The organism is Corallococcus sp. AS-1-12, from assembly GCF_020036995.1.
In the GTDB taxonomy this organism is placed as follows: Bacteria; Myxococcota; Myxococcia; order Myxococcales; family Myxococcaceae; genus Corallococcus.
The window spans coordinates 69,163-84,517 of the sequence record NZ_JAIQDD010000011.1 but is presented as its reverse complement, the minus strand read 5'-3'; the positions used below and the strand labels follow the sequence as shown (position 1 = coordinate 84,517).

At 71.6% G+C, this 15,355-nt stretch carries 13 protein-coding genes; 7 read left to right on the top strand and 6 right to left on the bottom strand.

Annotated features, from left to right (window positions below):
• Nucleotides 1–185: 185 nt before the first annotated feature.
• Both K8556_RS19620 and K8556_RS19615 read left to right on the top strand, forming a co-directional pair.
• Entirely contained in the window at nt 186–1,535 is a 1,350-nt protein-coding gene (locus tag K8556_RS19620; RefSeq protein ID WP_223741601.1) for a HAMP domain-containing sensor histidine kinase, read from the top strand.
• Complete coding sequence (locus K8556_RS19615; RefSeq protein ID WP_223741600.1) at nt 1,532–2,902, top strand: sigma-54 dependent transcriptional regulator; 1,371 nt, start codon at nt 1,532–1,534, stop codon at nt 2,900–2,902. The genes K8556_RS19620 and K8556_RS19615 overlap by 4 nt, the downstream gene beginning before the upstream one ends.
• Nucleotides 2,903–2,906: 4 nt before the next feature.
• Here K8556_RS19615 and K8556_RS19610 read toward each other — a convergent pair whose 3' ends face one another.
• Nucleotides 2,907–3,920, bottom strand: coding sequence for a hypothetical protein (locus tag K8556_RS19610; protein WP_223741599.1), 1,014 nt, complete (start codon nt 3,918–3,920; stop codon nt 2,907–2,909).
• Nucleotides 3,921–4,003: 83 nt separating this feature from the next.
• On the opposite strand from K8556_RS19610, the gene K8556_RS19605 reads away from it, so the two are divergent.
• Nucleotides 4,004–4,447, top strand: coding sequence for a putative immunity protein (locus K8556_RS19605; protein ID WP_223741598.1), 444 nt, complete (start codon nt 4,004–4,006; stop codon nt 4,445–4,447).
• A gap of 52 nt (nt 4,448–4,499) precedes the next feature.
• Here the strand turns inward: K8556_RS19605 and aac(3) are convergent, their stop codons facing one another.
• On the bottom strand, nt 4,500–5,312 hold the full coding sequence (gene aac(3), locus K8556_RS19600) for an aminoglycoside 3-N-acetyltransferase (protein ID WP_223741597.1): 813 nt from the start codon (nt 5,310–5,312) through the stop codon (nt 4,500–4,502).
• 154 nt (nt 5,313–5,466) lie between these two features.
• On the opposite strand from aac(3), the gene K8556_RS19595 reads away from it, so the two are divergent.
• Together K8556_RS19595 and K8556_RS19590 are read left to right on the top strand one after the other, a co-directional pair.
• On the top strand, nt 5,467–5,700 hold the full coding sequence (locus tag K8556_RS19595; protein WP_223741596.1) for a hypothetical protein: 234 nt from the start codon (nt 5,467–5,469) through the stop codon (nt 5,698–5,700).
• A 95-nt stretch (nt 5,701–5,795) separates the two neighbouring features.
• Entirely contained in the window at nt 5,796–6,878 is a 1,083-nt protein-coding gene (locus K8556_RS19590) for an alpha/beta hydrolase (RefSeq protein WP_223741595.1), read from the top strand.
• Here the strand turns inward: K8556_RS19590 and K8556_RS19585 are convergent.
• Nucleotides 6,870–10,523, bottom strand: coding sequence for a VIT domain-containing protein (locus tag K8556_RS19585; RefSeq protein ID WP_223741594.1), 3,654 nt, complete (start codon nt 10,521–10,523; stop codon nt 6,870–6,872). The two genes, K8556_RS19590 and K8556_RS19585, sit on opposite strands and share 9 nt — an antisense overlap.
• A 105-nt stretch (nt 10,524–10,628) precedes the next feature.
• Between K8556_RS19585 and tam the strand changes: the two genes are divergently transcribed.
• Together tam and K8556_RS19575 are read left to right on the top strand one after the other, a co-directional pair.
• Nucleotides 10,629–11,426 carry a trans-aconitate 2-methyltransferase gene (gene tam, locus K8556_RS19580; protein WP_223741593.1) on the top strand — a complete coding sequence of 266 codons (798 nt, stop codon included), beginning with the start codon at nt 10,629–10,631 and terminating at the stop codon, nt 11,424–11,426.
• A gap of 39 nt (nt 11,427–11,465) precedes the next feature.
• Complete coding sequence (locus K8556_RS19575; protein ID WP_223741592.1) at nt 11,466–11,987, top strand: hypothetical protein; 522 nt, start codon at nt 11,466–11,468, stop codon at nt 11,985–11,987.
• Nucleotides 11,988–12,020: 33 nt separating this feature from the next.
• Here K8556_RS19575 and K8556_RS19570 read toward each other — a convergent pair whose 3' ends face one another.
• From K8556_RS19570 to K8556_RS19560, 3 genes are read right to left on the bottom strand one after another with little or no spacing between them, the layout of a single operon-like run.
• Nucleotides 12,021–13,700 carry a hypothetical protein gene (locus K8556_RS19570; protein ID WP_223741591.1) on the bottom strand — a complete coding sequence of 560 codons (1,680 nt, stop codon included), beginning with the start codon at nt 13,698–13,700 and terminating at the stop codon, nt 12,021–12,023.
• Nucleotides 13,701–13,737: 37 nt separating this feature from the next.
• Nucleotides 13,738–14,583 (bottom strand): alpha/beta fold hydrolase, encoded by an 846-nt coding sequence (locus K8556_RS19565; protein WP_223741590.1) that lies wholly within the window; start codon nt 14,581–14,583, stop codon nt 13,738–13,740.
• On the bottom strand, nt 14,580–15,188 hold the full coding sequence (locus K8556_RS19560; RefSeq protein WP_223741589.1) for a TetR/AcrR family transcriptional regulator: 609 nt from the start codon (nt 15,186–15,188) through the stop codon (nt 14,580–14,582). Before K8556_RS19560 ends, K8556_RS19565 begins: the two co-directional genes overlap by 4 nt.
• Between the last annotated feature and the right edge of the window lie 167 nt (nt 15,189–15,355).

Here is a 15,355-nt window from a genome sequence, read left to right as displayed (position 1 = left end):
ACGTGCCAGCACTGAACGCCAGGGGAGCCCCCGGGGGCAGGCCCTCTCCTGTTCGGATTTCCGGCGCCGGACGCCGGGTCTCCGGACACGCGGGGGGCCGTGAGCCAGAGACCCCAGGGGACGCGGGCTGGGGCATCCGCCTTGCTTGGGCATAGGGTAGCGCCCACGGTCCAGGAGGACGCGCCTTGCATTCCCCACCCCAGCCCACGGCCGCCGGAGTCGAGCAGGTCCAACGCGAGGCGTTCTCGCGGATGTTCCGGCAGGTGACGAAGGTGCTGTCGTTCCTGAGCCCCCTGCCGGTGGTGATGGTGTCGCTGGGGCTCATCGGCGACACGGCCGCGTGGCGCAGGGTGTGCGTGGCGTTGGCGCTGGCGTTCGTGGTGATGGGGGTGGTGGCCGTCCTGGTGTGGCGGCGTCAGCCGGTGGTGTCGCACGAGCCGGGCAGGCTGTTGCCGGCGGTGGCGTTTCCCCTGTTCACGGTGGTGAACCTGGCGCTGGGGGGACTGGAGAGCCCGCTCATTCCGCTGGTGCTCCCGGCGTCGCTGGCCACGGCCATCCTCTTCCCGCCCGCGCGGGCTCGCAGGTGGGCGGGCTCCCTGCTCGCGCTGGTGGGCGTGCAGGCGGCGGTGACGCTGACGGGCGCGGTGGGGGACCTGGTGCCCGTGCTCTTCGGCGGAGGCCCGCGCGCGGGGCACAACGACGCGCTGCTCCTGACGATGCTCGCGGTGCTGGTGTTCCTCGTCCTGTGGACGAACTTCATCGGCGCCCAACTGCGGCGCACGTACCGCGGCATGGTGCGCACGGCGCTGGACGCGCGGGATGACGCACTGAAGGCGCATGAGGAGCGGGTGCGCTCGCTCACCACGCTGTCGGGAGAGATTGCCCACGAGCTGAAGAACCCGCTGGCGAGCGTGAAGGGCCTGGCCGCGATGATTGCCCGCGAAGTGGAGGGCCGGCCCGCGGAGCGGCTCGCGGTGCTGCGGCGGGAGGTGGACCGGATGCAGGAGATCCTCGAAGGCTTCCTCAACTTCTCCCGGCCGTTGCTCCCGCTCAACGAAGCGCACGTGCCGCTGGATGGCCTGTGCCGGCAGGTGGCGGAGCTGCACGAGGGCATGGCGGGGGAACGGGGCGTGGGGCTGCGGGTCGCGGAGGGACCGCCGGTGGAGGCGTGGTGCGACGCGCGCAAGGTGCGGCAGGTGTTGATCGACGTGGTGCAGAACGCGCTGGACGCCGCGCCCCGGGGAAGCACCGTGGAGCTCCAGGCCTGGACGGCCCCAGAAGGCGGGGGCCGCGTGGAGGTGCGGGACCGGGGCCCCGGGCTCGCCGCGGAGGTGCGCGAGCGCGTCTTCGAGCCGGGCATCACCACGAAGCCCCACGGCTCCGGCCTGGGGCTCGCCCTGTCGCGAGCGCTGATGCGCCAGCACGGCGGAGAGCTGAGCCTGCGCGCCCGCGAGGGTGGCGGCTGCGTGGCGGAGCTGAGCCTGCCGGCCGCGCCCCAACCGGCCGAAGCGCCGCGAATGGAGGCCCTGCCATGAAGGCCCGCGTGCTGGTGGCGGATGACGACGCGGGCGTGCGCTACACGCTGCGCGGGTTGCTGGAGGATGACGGGCTCACGGTGGAAGAAGCCGTGGACGGAGAGGCCGCGCTCGCGCGCCTGGACTCCGAGCCGCCCGTGGACCTGGTCCTCAGCGACCTGCGCATGCCGCGCGTGGACGGCATGGAGCTGCTCCGCCGCGTCGCCGCGCGCCCTCATGCGCCCCGGGTCATCCTCATCACCGCGCATGGCTCCGAGCGTCACGCCGTGGAGGCCATGAAGCTGGGCGCGCTGGACTACTTCCGCAAACCCTTCGACGTGGACGACGTGCTGGCGGTGGTGCGCCGGGCGCTCGGGATGGTCCGCCTGGAGGCGGAGAACGAGCGGCTGTCCGGCGAGGTGAACCTGCTGCGCTCGCTGGTCTTCGTGTCACCGTCGATGGCGAGGCTGGCGCTGCGCATCCAGCGCGTGGGCCCCCGCGACGTCACCGTGCTCATCACGGGAGAGAGCGGCACCGGCAAGGAGCGCGTCGCGGAGGCCCTGGTGCGCGCCTCCCCGCGCGCGGACAAGCCCTATGTGCGCTTCAACTGCGCCGCCCTCACGCCGGAGCTCGCGGAGGCGGAGCTCTTTGGCCACGCGAGGGGCGCGTTCACCGGCGCCGTGCGCGCGAGGCCCGGCCTCTTCCGCGAGGCCTCCGGTGGCACGCTGCTCCTGGACGAGGTGGGAGAGCTCGCCCTGCCCCTCCAGGCGAAGCTCCTGCGCGTCTTGCAGGAGGGCGAAGTGCGGCCCGTGGGCGAGGACCGCTCCCTCCCGGTGGACGTCCGCGTCCTGGCCGCCACCCACCGCGACCTGCCCCAGCGCGTGGCGGAGGGCCGCTTCCGCGAGGACCTCTACTACCGGCTCAAGGTCGTGACGCTCCAGGTGCCCCCGCTGCGAAGCCGTCCGGAGGACATCGCCGCGCTCGCGAGGCACTTCCTCGCCCGCCACACCGAGCGCTTCCACATGCCACCGGTGGCCCTGACGCCCGCCATCCTGGAGCGCCTCACGGCCCACCCCTGGCCCGGGAACGTGCGCGAGCTGGAGAACGCCCTGGAGAGCGCCGTGGTGCTGTCCGCCGACGGCACCCTGGACCTGGAGCTGCTGCCCGGAGGCGCCAGCGCGCCCACGCCCCCGGCCCCCTCCAACACCGGCAACACCCTGCGGGAGAAGCTGGACGCACACGAGCGCGAGCTCATCCTCGCCGCGCTCGCGGCCTCCAAGGGCCAGCGCACGGAGGCCGCGAAGGCGCTGGGCATCGGCCGCGCCACGCTGCACGACAAGCTGCGCAAGCACGGCCTCCTGGGCGAAGGCGAGGAGCCGGAGCGCTGAAGCCTCACGGCGCGGGTGGCACGGGCTCCGGCGCCGTCTTCACCTCGCAGGCGTAACCGCCGGAACGGGCTCCCGGTGTCTGGGGATGGCAGGCGAGGAAGGGCAACGGCGGGGCACCCGCGGGAAAGGGGAAGCGGTCCGAGGCCAGATCACACGAGGGAGCGGAGGGGTTGAACCCACTGCACGCACCGGGCGGCAGGCGCTCCATCGGGAGCCACTCCGACTTCCGGCTCCGGCGCTCGTCGCAGACCTCCTGGGGCTCGCCAGGGTCGACACAGCGGAAGTCAGACGCGTACCGCCCCTCCTGGAGCTCCAATCGCTTGCACCAACGCAACTGGAGCCTCCGCTCGCAGGCCCATCGCGCGGAGGTCTCAGGCGAGGAGTCAGACAGCTCGAAGGCACGCCCGTCCCGGGACACCCCCAGCACCCTGCCCTGGGTCATGCCCGCGGAGGTGATGAACGGTTGGCCCGCCTTCCATCGCGCCTCCGCTTCCCTCCACCCAACGGGCGGCGTGCCCGCATGCGCCAGCAGGCGCCTGGCTTCCACTTCGATCTCGCATCCCTCGCAGCTCACGGTCTCCCGGTGGAGCGCCACGGGCACCGGCGGCAGGACGCCCGTGCGGAGCCAGGTCAGCTCGCTGTCATCCAAAAGCACGCGCCGGCTTCGCGAGCACATCCAGACCTCCTCCGGGCCTGTCTTGCCGGCATGGATCAACCACGTCCGGCCCGGGGTCACGTTCAGGACGCAGTCTCCTCCCCCTCCATAGGGGAGCCGCAAGACGGCGCCTGCCTTGACGCTGCCCTTGAACGCCTCCAGGACGTCCACGGTGGCGAAGCGTTCGGACGGGTCCTCCGAGTCACGCACCCGCCCCAGATAGATGAAGCCGGCACTGTCGCGGGCTCCCTCCAACGTGCTGGCCAGCCCTTGCGAGGCAAAGGAACAGGAACAGGCCCATCCGGTGACTGGCATCACCAGCCATCCCACCAGCACCGCGCTCCACCACGCGTCCCTGACCATGGAAGACAGTCTAGCCAAACATTGACCTGTCAGGCGGGATGGCAGTGAATACGCAACGATTGTGACACCGGGAGGGGCGGAGCATGGCGCTCGACAGGTCCGACCACGAATGCCTGGCCCGCTGGGCCGCCGACTGCGCCGAGCGCGTCCTCCCCCTCTTCGAACAGAAGTTCCCGGAGGACCACCGCCCCCGTCACGCCATCGAAGCAGCGCGAGCCTGGCAGCGGGGAGCGCTGGCGATGACCGACGCAAACGCCGCCGCCTTCGCCGCGCACGCCGCGGCCTCGGATGCCACCCCGCACGCCGCCGCCTGCGCCGCGGCCCGCGCCGCCGGACACGCCGCCGCCACCGCCCACGTCGCCAGCCACGCCTCCCAGGCCGCCACCTTCGCGGCCACCGCCGCGGCCCACGGCGCCGCCGAAGGCTCGGACGCCGCCGAAGCCACCGCCCGGGAACGCGACTGGCAGCACCAGCGGCTGCCGGAGCACCTCCACGCCCTGGCGTTCCCCGCCCGGAACAATCGCTGAACGCACGCTGCGTGCGCGACGTCCAACTCCAGAAGCTACGGCTGCCCAAGAGTCACGGCGCCTTCGAGCCGTGGAACGCCTCCAACCACGCGACGCCCCGGCGCAGGAGCCCGCGGGCGTCGAAGAGATGCGACACGGCCCGGGCGACGTCTCCGGAGCGGCCGATTCCCTCCGCCAGGCATTGCTCGCCAATGCGCGTGAAGGCGTCCACGCTGGACGCTCGCAGGGCGTCGGTCACCGGCTCGCTGGTGTCGAACTCCTCGAAGTCCACCCAGCGCCGCTCGCCGTCGACCTGGAGCGGCCGCTGGTAGCGGACCACGCGCTTGCCGGGGAGGTCCGCCAGGTGCTCCGCGTGGTGCAGGAGCGTGAGCGTCTCCAGCGGCGCCCCGAGCATCAGCACCTTGCCCCGCGCCTCCACCAGCCGGGCCAGCGGCGAGCCGGGGCCATAGCCATAGCGGAACGGGTGGTCCGCGCAGAGCCACTCCGCCCTCGGGCCGATGGCGACCATGCCCGCGTCTGGATGGTCGCTGCGGATCGCGCCGGGCCAGGTCCTGAGCGTCTCCGCGAGGATGCCGTGGTCTCGCATGGCCCGCGCGGTGCGCTTGTCGAAGGTGGGGATCTCGTCGCGGAGGCGCGCGTCCTCGAAGTCCTCCGGCTCCACGCCCAGCTCCCAGTCCACGTAGGCCATGAGCGTGCCCTGGGAGCCCACCGCGTCTTGCAGCGCCAGCACCACGGCGTTCACCCCGCCCAGCACGGGCCCCAGGCTCCGGAGGCCGGCATGGACCATCACGAGGTCGCCCTCCTCCACGCCCAGGCGCCGCAGGGCGTCCTTCAAGTCAGTCCGGGTGGCGGGGGTCCTCGTCATGGGGTTGCATCCTTCCTGTCGCGGGGCACTGGAGGATAGCAACCGCCCGGCCCCGCGAGGATTTCCTGGGGACGTCTGCCCATTGTCCGGAATTGGAAGACAGCGCTATCCTGGCGGGGCAGCACCCCTTCCCCCAAAAGACCAGGAGATGTGAATGCGCGTGGCAATCATTGCCGGACTGATGGCCGTTGGACTGCTCGCGGGCTGCGGCGGCGCCGAGGAGCTGGAGCCCATGAGCCCCGAGGAGGCGAACCGCGTCGTCGAGATGGCGGTCCCGAGCGCCTGTACCGACGCGTGCGACCAGAAGTATTACCAGTGTTACTTTGGCGGCGGCGACCCCTACTACTGCAACAGCTACCGCGCGTACTGCATCTCGCAGTGCCCGTGACGGCAGGGCCCGGGGAAACGACCGCTCACCCGTGACCTGGAGCCGTCCGGGAGCGGGAAGGACCTCCCGGCGGCGCCCGCCGCGATGCTCGCGGCATGAACGCATCAAGGCATCCGCGCGCGAGGGCGGCCTTCGTCCTCGGGCTCTTCGTGGGCCCTCCCGCCGTCGCGCTCTTCGTCCTGGCCGCCTGCATCGGCGCGTCTGCGTCAGGCTGGGGTTATGCGGTGGGAGGCGTGGTGCTTTCGCTGGGGCTCCTCACGAAGCCCTGGCGAACGCGCGGTGGCCTGACGCGCGCGGGCCTGGGGCTCCTCGTCGCGGTCGCGGCGGTCCGGCTCGTGGGCGCGGAGGGCCCGCGGGTGCGCACCGGGCTCCTGCCCTCGCCGGGGACGCGCTACCTCAACCGGCTGGTGGACGAGCGCGACGGCACGCTCCTCGCGGCCCATGTCCTCTGGCGCACGCGGCGGGTCCCCGCCTCGGACGCGGCGCGGTTCATTCCCGCGCTGGAGTCCGCGTTCGACCGGCTCGCCCGGGAGGAGGGGCTGGTGGCGACGCCCGCCATCTCCACGTGGCTGGGACGCCAGTCACCGGAGGCCTTCGACACGGTGGTCATCACGCCCGAGACGCCGAGCCCCGACACGGCCGTGGTGATGCTCCACGGCTACGCCGGAAACTTCACCGTGTATTGCTGGCAACTGGCCCGGGCCGCCCGGGCCATCTCCGCGAGGACCGTCTGCCCGTCCGTGGGTCCCCGGGGTGACTGGTGGAGCGCGGACGGCGCGAGGACGCTCGAGCGCACCCTGGTCTGGCTCCGGGACCAGGGCATCCGCCGCGTGTACCTCGCGGGGCTGTCCAACGGCGCGGTGGGCGCGCACGTACTCGGCGGCCGGCCCCTGCCTGCTGGCATCGAGCTGCGCGGGCTGGTGCTGATCTCCGGCGCCGAGGCGCGGGCGCCAGCGCCACGGGCCCCCGTCCTGCTCGTGCAGGGCACGCGCGACACGATGATGCCCACGCGCATCATGAGGGACGTAGCCACGCGCCTGGGACGGCGCGCGACCTGGTTCGAGGTGGACAGTGGGCACTTCGCCTTCCTGGACCAGCCCGAGGCCTGTGAGCAGGCCATCGCCGCATGGCTGCTAGCGCAGGAGGCGGAGCCCCCGCGCGAGCGGACCTCACGGTGAGGGCTGCGCCGCTACGCGGTCCTTCGACGCCACCAGTTCCTCGCGCCGCAACAACAGACGCGCGTTCGTGTTGGGCAGGATGCGCACCTGGAAGCGCCGCTGGGCCGCGTCGTCGGCCGTGAAGACGTTCCGGTCGCTCACGAGCAGCAGCGCGGTGGGCACCACGTACCGCGACGAGCGGTTGCCGTAGTAGTGCACCAGCACGTGGTACGGCCCCGGCGCTGCCTTCCGCGCGTGGTACAGCTCCGGCCCCAGGCCATCCGTGATGTCCCAGTACAACTGCCCGCCCAGCGACGTCTGCTTGTGCTGGTAGAAGCACTTCTCCCCGTCCGGCTCGATGACCCACAGGTCGATGTCCGTGCTGTCCGAGTTCCAGTGCGTGGTGAGCTGGTAGTCGATGGGCCGGACGTCCGCGAACATCCCCTCACCGCCGGGCCCCCGCAGCCCGGCGCGGCGCGCCTTGAGGACCGGCGCCACCTCCGCGAGCCGGGGCTGCCGCTCCAGCCCCGCCAGCATCCGGGCGTAGTGGAAGGCCGCCACCGTCCGCAGCTCGTCGCCATGGCGCCTCCAGGGCCGCGCCAGGACGATCTCGTAGTTCCGGGCGGCCTCCGAGTAGCGCCCGGCCGCGTCCAGCGCGAGCGCCTCCTCCAGGAAGGCCTGCGCCTCGAAGGGGCGGCTCAGGCGCACGTGCTCGAAGAGCTCCGCCGCCGCCGGGTACTGCCCCAGCGCCAGCAGGCCGTAGCCCACCAGCCGCAGCGCCTCCGCGTCGCGGGGCCGCAGCTCCACGGGAGACGACAGCGCACGCACCGCGCCCCAGGTGTCCCCGGAGAAGGCGCGGCGGCGCGCCACGGCCTCGTAGATCATCACGTCGTCGCGGTTCTCCCGCCGCGCCTTGCGGTAGGCCAGCTCGGCCGCGATCCGCTCGTCACCGCCCGCGTAGGGCGCGTCCCGCAGCGGCTGGCGCCGCAGGAGCGCGGGCATCCCCTTCTGACCGGCGAGCCCGGCCACCACCGCGCGGCCTTCGGCGGGCACGTCGTCCAGCGCGATGCCCAGCAGCTTGTCCCGGCGCTGGTCCTCCTCCATGCGCCGCAGCGACTCCAGGTTCGCCAGGTCCACCTGCTCGTCGCGGATGGCGTAGCGCGTGTAATCGCCCTCGGACTCCAGCACGAGCATGGACGCGCGGGCGTTGGCCAGCCGGTAGTGCTGGCTGAGCGCCACCACCATCCGGTCCAGGCGCTCGTCATCCAGGGACACCAATTGGGACACGAAGAGCTCCGCCCACGCCCGGGGCGCGAACGTGCTGTGGGCATCCGCCGGCAGGTCGATGCGCAGCGTGCGCTCGGGCCCGGTGCCGGCCTGGGTCACCACCTCCAACGCCGCCTCCCCCTTGCCCGGCAGCCGCCCCGCCACCTGCAGCTCCTGCCCGGGGAAGACGAGCCGGGGCCGGCCCGCCACCACCAGGTCCTTCACGTCCGCGCCCACCACCGACACGCGGGACAGCACCACGGACGCCGCGCGGTGCGCCTTCGCGGCGGCGTCCACCTCCGCCGCGGACAGGACGTTCACGACACGCCCGCCGCTGGAGCGGGCCATCGCGTCGAAGAGCTCCGTGTTCACCGCCGCCTCGCCAAAGCGGTACGTCACCCAGCGCAGCGACTCCACGCACGGGTGCCGGGACAGCAGCGCGTCCACGCGGCTCTGCCCCCACGTGATGTTGCCGTCGGAGAGGAGGAAGGCCGTCACCCGCTCTCCCGGCGCGGAGGGCTTGAGCCACTCACGCCCGGCGCGGTCCAGCTCCTCCAGCGCGCCGTCCACATGGGACGCGCCCTCCAGGAAGACGCGCTCCAGCTCCGCGAAGCTGGCCTGCCGGTTCGCCGCGTCGTTCGGGCGGAAGCCCGGCCCGTGCAGCCAGCGCGGACGCACGTCGAAGAGGAGCACCGCGTACTCCTTCAGCGTCGCGTCCTTCTCCAGGAGGGCGCGCAGCGTGGCCGCCTGGATGGCCCACGCGTTGCCGTCCTCGGCGGACAGGGACGTGTCCACCACCAGCACCGCGCGGCCCGTGGGAGGCCCCTCCGCGCCCGAGGTGAGCCGCTCCGGCAGCCGCACCCGCGCGTGGAAGGCGCGGCCCGGAAGCCCCGCGTCGTCCGAGCCCACCAGCACGTCCGCGTCCGCGCCCTGGGGCTTCAGGGCCACGCTCAGCGCTCCGTCCCCGGCGAGCTTGGGAAGGTCGTAGACCCACCAGGCGTCCAGCTTGCCGCGCTTCGTGACCACCGCCTCCGGCTGCACGAGGACCTGCGAGACCTGGCGGGGATCCACGTGGACCCGAGCGGTGACACGCAACTCCTTGCCCGCGTCAGGAGGCAGCGGCCACGTGTAGCGCAGGTGGGTTCCGTCGAAGAGGAGCGTCTGCTCATACGCGATGACGACGCGCTTGAGGGACCTGGGCGGCAGGGGGAAGACGCGGGCACTGAACGTGGACGCGCCCGACCATTCGAGCAGCGCGGGGTCCACGTTGCGGCGCACGACGTCCTCGTACACCTCCCGCGCGCGCTTCTGCTCCACGACGCGGGCCTCCTGGATGTCACCCCAGGAGCGCTTCGCGCCCCGGGCCGAGGGCGGCGCGGAGGCCGAGAGCCGCTCCGGCTCCGCCGAGTCCTCCCCCAGGGGAGGCAGCAGGTCCGGCGACTGGAACAGCGAGGGCGTGTCCACCGCCACCGCCCCCGAGTACAGCGCGAAGCCCGCCACCGTCGCGCCGCCGGGCAGCGGGTAATAGAACGTGCCCTCCAGGTTGCGGCCGGAGTCGTTCTCGAAGAGGTGATCGACCACGGTCCGCGCCCGGGCGCCCTGGATGTACGTCACGACGCGCACTGCGCGGGCCTTGAGGGGCTGGTAGCGGCCGTCATCCCCCATCACCAGCACCTTGGCGGCGCGAGGCGCGGCCTCCACACGAGGCAGCAGCGGCTTCGGGGCATCCTCCGCCCTGGCGGCCTGCTTCTTCGCGGGCATCGGCCCGGAGCCGGAGCCAAAACCTCCAGCGCCTGCGCCACCGCCACCCCTGATGACCTGCATGAACTGATTGCGGCGCTGCTCCGAAGGAGGGGGCGCGGCGGAAGGAGCTGGCACTCCAGACATGCCGCCAATGACGCCTCCGACGACACCGCCCTCGACGCCATCCGATTCCGGCTCGGCGCGCGCCTGGGTGTCGGCCGCGGCCCGGAGCTCTTCACGTGCACGCGCCTCGCGCTCCCGCATCTCGGAGCGTGCCAGCTCCTCGTTCGCCGCGGCCGGCAACGCCTCCGTCTCCCCGAGTCCGGGGGCCTCGACGGCGCGCGGTCTCGGCGGAACGGGCGCACCCGCGGGCCCCGGAGCCCCGGGTGGACGGTTGCCGGCCGGCGAGAGCGCCGCGACCTCGGCTTCGGAGAGCACCTTGGGATCCGCCACGGAGTCGCGCAGCGCCGCGAGGTCCACCTCTCCCGTGTCCGGCTGTCCCGCGACGGTGACGGGCGCCACCAGCCCCGCCTGGATGAAGGGCGCTGGCGGCGCGCTCGGAGCGGCGGCCCTGGGAGGCGCGTCCGCGTCCCGTTTGCACCCCGAGGCGAGGACGCCCATCAGCAACACGACGGCGGAAGCACGAAAGAGGCGCATGATTGAACGCTAACCCATCCGCGAATGGCGAGCTCATGCCCGCCAAGACATGGCCCCCTCATGACACCGCCATGACGCGATAGGTTCCCGAAAAAGGGGACGCCCATGGACTGGTCAGCGGCGCAGTACACGCGCTTCGAGGACGAACGGAACCGCCCCATCCGGGACCTGCTCGCACGGGTCTCCTCGGCCGGCGTGAAGCGCGCGGCGGACATCGGCTGTGGCCCCGGCAACTCCACGGAGCTGCTGCGCGCCCGCTTCCCCGAGGCCGCCATCACCGGAATGGACAGCTCACCGGACATGCTCACCGCGGCGCGCAAGCGCCTGCCGGACGTGCGCTTCGACCGGGGAGACATCGCGACCTGGAGCGACCCGGGCCCCTACGACGTCATCCTGGCGAACGCGGTGCTCCAGTGGGTGCCGGACCACGCCACGCTGCTGCCCGCGCTCCTCCACAAGCTGGCGGAGGGTGGAAGCCTCGCCGTGCAGATCCCGGACAACCTGGAGGAGCCGTCCCACCGGCTGATGCGGGAGACCGCCAGCGCCGGTCCCTGGGCGGACACACTGAAGGGAGCCGCGAGCGCCCGGACGGAGCGCCACGATGCAGACTGGTACTTCCGCGTGCTGCGCGACGCCGGAGCCACGGTGGATGTCTGGCGCACGACCTACTTCCACCCGCTGACCGGAGGCGCCAGCGCGGTGGTGGAGTGGTTCAAGGGCTCGGGTCTCCGGCCCTTCCTCGAACCGCTCGACGCAGGCGAGAAGACAGACTTCCTCGGACGCTATCTGGAAGGGATTGCCCGGGACTACCCGGCCCTGCCCGACGGGACGGTCCTGCTGCCCTTCCCCCGGCTGTTCATCGTCGCGACGCGCGCACCCGCGTCCCGCCCCCTGTTCGCATAGGATCCCCGGAGCACCTGCCCCGATCATCAAGGACGCCCCATGCGCTTGAGCCTCCTTCCCATCATCGGACTGCTCTTCCTCCCTGCCTGTGACTCCAAGACGGAGCAGCCGGAGGGCGTAGGGTCCCTGCAGGGCGACAAGGCCTTCCCGGTGACCTGGTCCGGCGAGCTGCTCCCGCGCAGCCCCGACGGCGGGACCTCGCTCTCGATTGCCGTGCTGGCCGACAGCGACTTCTCCGGCTTCTGCACGAGCGCCGCGGACGCCGGCTATGTCCTTCCGCCGGCCCGCTACGTGATGGTCTCGGTCATCGGCCCCCCTGCGGCAGGGACCTTCGAGGTCGGCACCGCCAGCAGTCCCGGGTTCGTCCAGATCCAGCAGAGCCTCGCGGACGGAGAACCGGAGACCGTCGCGGTGGCCACCAGCGGGAGCATCAAACTGACGACCGCCACGACGGACCGGCTCGTTGGCAGCTTCGAGGTCCAGGTCCAGGAGAAGTCCACCGGAACGAAGACGGACCTGTCGGGGACCTTCGACGCCCCCTTCTGCGCGAACCGGAAGTGAGGCCTCCCAGCGCCCCCGCATCCGCCGTCTGGCTCAAACGATGTCGAGCCCGTACTGCGCGGCGGTCAGGTACTGGAGCATGACGAAGTAGACGCTGGAGGAGGCCTTGTGCCCCGAGGCCCCCTGGTAGGACTTGATCATCTCGTTGCGCAGGGCCCGTAGCTGCGTCTTGTTCCGTGAGCGGTTGTCCGTGAAGGGATTGCTCAGCTCCGCCACCAGGCCACACGCATCGGAGAAGGCGTCGAACGAGGCCCCATCCGTGTCGTCCACGACCTCGTAGTCGCCCTTCTTCTTCCCACTGCCCTTGACCACGTCCGCCCAGAGCTGCGCGCGCACCCGCGCGCGCGACTCCGAGACGCTGGTGATGAGCGCGATCTTCAGGTGCGCCGCGAGCGCCTCCGCGGCCCAGTCCCCACCCGGCCGCACCGACGCCCCCCACGGGCCGGTGGGGTTGAAGGAGAACGTGGGCCAGAAGCCCGGGTCCGCGGGCAGGCCCATCCGGCTCTCCTTCCGGATGAGCCCGACGAGCCCCGTGCGCACCTCCTCGGGCTCATGCGCGTCCGGGAAGGCCCGCGTGCAGTCCTTCAGGGGAATCTCCACGCCCAGGTGACACGGCGACGTGAGCGGATGCGTGAACAGGCCCACCACCGAGTTCACGGCCGTCACCGCGGAGGTCTTCACCTTCTTGCTGTTGTGCACGGCGTCGTACGGCGAGAAGTAGTGGAACACCTGCGCGTCCCCGCCGATGTGCAGCTCCAGCTTGGCCTTCGAGTCCGCCCCGAGCACGACGGGCGGCGCGGAGATGGCGTAACAGCAGACGCTCACCCGGCTCTTGATCTTCGCGTAGACCTTCTCCAGCAGCGTGCCGCCCGCCAGGTCCAGATAGGCGCACTGCGCGAGCGCGCCACCCAGGCTGTGTCCGGTGAAGATGATCTCCCGGGGAACGCGGCCGTGCATCGCCTCCAGGCAGGCCGCCGCCAGGGACTCCTGGCAGCTCTTGTAGGCGTACCAGAAGCCGGCGGACAGCTTCGCGTTGCTGAACCGGCCGACCCTCACCTCCTTCAGGTGGTTCATGTCGGTGACCCAGTCCGGGCTCCCCACGCTGCTGACCAGCGCCTGCCCCAGCGCGCGTCCGCCGGCCCCGCTCCGGCTGCCGCGGAAGACGACCGTCAGCCGCTGGAGGTCGGGGTCGTAGATGGCGGCGCCCATCCAACTGGGCCAGCCCGCCTTCGGGTGCGTCTGCGTCATCCCCGTCTTGCCCTGGAAGTAGCAGCAGCGCTTCGTACCGCTCGCCTCGGAGTGCTCCAGGCCCAGCAGCGTCTTCTCCCCGAAGAAGTCCTGGACCTTGATGGGAATGTCCTCCCCTTCCAGGTCCACGCCCTTGGAGAAGGAGATGGAGCGGTCCAGCTCCCGGGGTTGGAACAGGATGTACGGAGCGTCTCCCGTGCCGCCCCGGTACACGACCCCGTCCCGGGGGTTCGGCGGGGTCTTCAAGTCGTATTCAATGGGGTCGAACTTGTGGATGTCCGCTTCGCTGCCGAGCAGCTTGTGCACCTGGGCCAGCACCCGGTCCCGCGCGCCCTGCCACATCCCGGCCCCGTGAGATTCGTAGAACGGATCCATCGGGTAGACACACCCCTGGGCGTACGCCTTGTAGGCGAAGCGGCAGTACTCCAGCATGTCCAGCGCCGTCTCGGCATTGGGATGAGGCACGGGGTGACTCCTGGGGAGCAGCAGCGGACGCCGTGAATCAAACGGGCGCCGGCGACACGTCGTCAATGGAGCGGGGCTGACCCACACGGGCCAACTGATCCATCAGCGCGGCCCCCACCGCGTCAGGCGCTTCGAGCTGCGGGAAGTGGCCCACGTCCTCCAGTTCCAGCACCCGCGCCCGGGGCAGCGCCTGCCGCCACCGAGACAGGTGCTCGGGCTTCACGACCTTGTCCGCCTTGCCCCAGATGATCAGCGACGGGAGGTCCGCGAGCCGGCCCAGGCCCTGCCCCTGCTCCTCCATCCACGGGCCTTCGTGGGAGATGGAGCGCGCGAAGCCCCACGTGCCCATCCGTGACGCCCGGTCCGGGAATTGAGACATGAAGGACTGGTGCAGCTCCCGCGTCAGCTTCGCGCGGCGCCCCCAGGACATCTTCACCAGCGTCCGCGCGGAGAAGTTCCAGGACAGGTACAGCCACCGCATCAGCGCGTTGTCGACATTGGGGCCCTTCAGGTCCCACAGCCAGCTCTGCACCACGGTGAGGCTCAGCACCCGCTCCGGCGCCGCGATGGCGAGCGGCAACGCGATGGGCCCGCCAAAGTCATGCACCACCAGGTGGAAGGGCCCCAGCGACATCTGGTCGAACCACGCGCGCAGGTTCTCCACGTGCCACGGCAGCGAATAGGTGCGCCAGTCCCCGGGCCGCTCGCTGTCACCGAAGCCCAGGTGCTCCGGCGCGAGCACGCGGTAGGACGGTGAGAGCCGCCGGGCCACGTCCCGCCACTCGCGCGACGACGAAGGCGTCCCGTGCACCAGCACCACCGGCGTGCCCTGCCCTTCCTCCCACCACGCCATCTCACCGCCGGGAACCGTCAACCGCTTCATGGGGTGTCTGCCTTTCGCTTGCGTGAGGAGGTCGCGGGCCACCGCCGGGCCGCGGCCCGGATCACCGCGGCGGCGGGGTAGTCGCCTTCGTGCTGCACGTATTGCTGGGAGAGGCCCTCCACCATGGCGAAGAGCACCCGCGCTTCAATGTCAGCCTCGGGCACGCCGCGCGCGGCCAGCGCCTCTTTCAGCCGCTGGTGCGTGGCCCCCAGGAAGTGCTCCAGCGGCAGCTTCAGCCGCGCCAGCACCTCCGGCTGGTGACGCAGGCCCTGGCTCAGCCGCCAGAGCTCCCGGTGCGCGTCCATCATCTCCACGGCGGACGTGAGCAGCGCCGTGACGAACCCTCGCGCGGTGGGCTCCAGGTCCGCCACCTCCAGCGTCCGCGCGACGTCCAGCATCGACGACTGCATCAGCGCCAGGAGCACCGCCTCCTTCGACTCGAAGTGCGAATAGAGCAGCCCCACGGCGATGTCCGCCTCCTGCGCGAGCGCGCGGACGCTGGTCCCGTCGAAGCCGTGCCGGGAGAAGAGCCGCACCGCGGCCTGGAGCACGCGCTCCCGCGTCTTCTCCCGGAGGACCGCATTGGCGTCAGCCGTACGAGGCATGCCCGCATCATTGAGTGAACGTTCGCTCAATGTAAAGCGCCTCAAGCCGGAGTGTCATGCCGGCAGGGAAGACGCGCCCACCTTGATTGACCGCTTATTCTCGAAAATATAATTTCGCTGTTTGTGCGAGGGCATCCGTCCCGGTGCCCGCACGTTCCCTGAGAGGC